Below are 2,421 nucleotides of genomic sequence, written 5' to 3'. Positions count from 1 at the left end.
TCAAATGAGGACACGCCCTAGTTCTTGACCGTAGTCGTTCAAACCTCGCTATGGCACGTCATGAATTGAAACACTTTGAAAAAGGTTTAGATTTTGCTTAATTAAGCTATTTGAGGGTTACTTTTTCCGGTAACCCTTAAATTGAGCACATCCTCATGAAAGATACTCTCTATATTTCCATTTTTGGACTCAGCCTATCTTTAATAAATGTATTTAAAAGTACAATGGTTGATGTTTTAAGTGAAAAATATAATCTTGTATGGACCAATCTTACTGACCAGAAACTACAGCTTTTATTAGTAAATGCTGATTTTGTCGATTTACCCCATATTCAAAAAATTAAAAATAATAATCTTACACTTCTACAAGTTGAGAAAAACCCTACATTGTCATCTCAGGTGATTGAAAATACATTGTTCTTACCCTTTGAACACCCTCATGCTTTAATTGAATGGTTACAACGTGAGTTTTTATCAGGCACTCAATTGCCTCATTCAATTGAACAACCCATATTAATAGTACCCTCTTGTAGCGCTAAAATAGCATATCAGTCATTTAAATTAATACTAGATGAGCTATTTCAGCCATCAGGTCATAGCAAATACATGATTAAAAATAGTGATAAACGTGTAGCTCTTATTGATCTGGAACAACATTGCTTCTATCCAGCAATCGACTGGTATCCGCAACCTGATTCAGAATTCAGCATTGAACCTGCCGATCTAAATAGTATTGTGCAATTTCGCACTCAAGTGCGTCCAGAAGATCTTAACCAAGGGATCTGGAATTTTGTATGGCATCATTTGCAATTTGCTGAACTTGAATATCCCGACTATTACCGCTTAGCTAAATGGCCACAAATTAAAGATTTCGACCAGCGCAAAGATCTATTCAAATTAGCTGCCCTTTTCAGTGAAGGTGCATCAGTTGCCTATGCACAACAACAGTTGAAATTAGGTAAAAAATATATTCATCAATTTCTATGTGCTTCACAACTAGCCAATATGCTTGAACCAATCTCATCGGATCAAGCCAAATTCACACAGCATGCAACTGCCGCTGTTCAAAAGGAAGCTAATAAAATGATGGGTTTCTTTAGCAAATTACGTAAGAAGCTCGGTATCTAGGAGTAATTCAGTTTGATCTTGCACCAATTTAAATTGATATTTGCCGGTAGCATGGGTGCTGGCAAGACTACAGCCATTCGCACCATTTCTAATATTGATGTATTAAGTACCGAAGCAATTAATACCGACCTTGAAGCACACCAGAAATCGCTAACAACGGTCGGTATCGATTATGGTGAACTGGTCCTGGAAGATGGGGTCAAAGTCGGCTTATATGGCACACCAGGTCAGCAACGCTTTAATTTTATCTGGAACGTGATTACACAAGGTGCTATTGGAGTAATATTACTGATTGATGACAGTATTGACGAGCCACTAGAAGAGCTAGAATTTTATCTCAATTACTTCAAAGATAAAGTTAAAAACGTTGTGATTGGCATTACACATATTGATAAGAAAGCTAAAAATAATGCTGCTGTCTATCATGGCTGGGCTGAAAAGCAAGACAGTACTTATCCAATGTTCTTTATTGATGCCCGTGAAAAAAATGATGTTTTAATGCTGGTTGATGCCTTGATCGCCACAGCTGAAGTTCAACTTACTGTCTGAAGAAAATTCCATGTCCTTAAATAATCTTGCAAAACGTACTGCTCCCCAAGAATTAACTGAATTTGCAGCCAAGCAGATTCAAGAACTCTTATTCAATGTGCAAGGTATAGAACTTATCATGCTGTGCTCTTCAGATGGATTTGAATTAGCCTCATTTGAAAAAATTAAAACTAACGGTAAAGGAAAACTTGCTGCCGTAAGTAGTTCTATTGTAGCTATGGTCCAGGCATTTATGCAGGAATTACAGCTGGAAGGCTGTCAAAGCATTACACTGGATGCTAATAATGGTAAAGCGATCCTAACTGCAATTCCGCATCCAAAGTTTCCTATGCTGATCCTAGCCATGACCACTAATGATGTACTTTTAGGTCAACTGTTATATTGCACGAAAAAAATTGCTCAGGATATTTCTAACTTTCAAATCTGATTCCATATGAATATTACAAGCTTGAGTCAGGCTTGTAATATTACATAATCAAGATTCATAATAACTACTCATAATTCCAGTCGAGATTCCTACGAGAAAAGCATATTTAAATATATGGTCGACTATAGCTGAACTAATTAAAAGTAAGACAAATAAAATGGCAGAGCCCAAACTAGCCATCACGGGAGCAGCTGTTACTTCTGCCTGATTTATAGGATGTTACTTAATCACAATTTTAATTTAAATAATCCTGAATAAAGAACCAGTAATTTAATGATCTAAGTTTCTATATAAACGTACAGCATATAACTAAAAAAT

3 protein-coding genes and 1 pseudogene are annotated in these 2,421 nt (G+C 36.1%); all 4 read left to right on the top strand.

The window, feature by feature from the left end; all coding sequences use genetic code 11:
* Positions 1-17: 17 nt before the first annotated feature.
* Positions 18-101, top strand: a pseudogene (locus BK820_RS15440) (roadblock/LC7 domain-containing protein); the annotation flags it as partial.
* 54 nt (positions 102-155) lie between these two features.
* On the top strand, positions 156-1,127 hold the full coding sequence (locus tag BK820_RS14795) for a hypothetical protein (protein ID WP_071321332.1): 972 nt from the start codon (positions 156-158) through the stop codon (positions 1,125-1,127).
* A 12-nt stretch (positions 1,128-1,139) separates the two neighbouring features.
* Complete coding sequence (locus tag BK820_RS14790) at positions 1,140-1,676, top strand: GTP-binding protein (RefSeq protein ID WP_071321331.1); 537 nt, start codon at positions 1,140-1,142, stop codon at positions 1,674-1,676.
* Between the two features lie 10 nt (positions 1,677-1,686).
* Positions 1,687-2,103 (top strand): roadblock/LC7 domain-containing protein, encoded by a 417-nt coding sequence (locus BK820_RS14785; RefSeq protein ID WP_004809610.1) that lies wholly within the window; start codon positions 1,687-1,689, stop codon positions 2,101-2,103.
* The last annotated feature ends 318 nt before the right edge of the window (positions 2,104-2,421 follow it).

Origin of the sequence: Acinetobacter sp. LCT-H3 (assembly GCF_001866125.1) — a bacterium.
GTDB lineage: Bacteria > Pseudomonadota > Gammaproteobacteria > Pseudomonadales > Moraxellaceae > Acinetobacter > Acinetobacter schindleri.
Note: the sequence above shows the minus strand (reverse complement) of the source record. Positions and strands in the feature narration are given on the sequence as shown.

What these genes read in the sequence shown, in the direction of transcription:
- BK820_RS14795 (WP_071321332.1), top strand. Translation starts at nt 156, where the DNA reads ATGAAAGATACTCTCTATATTTCCATTTTTGGACTCAGCCTATCTTTA.
- BK820_RS14785 (WP_004809610.1), top strand. Translation starts at nt 1,687, where the DNA reads ATGTCCTTAAATAATCTTGCAAAACGTACTGCTCCCCAAGAATTAACT.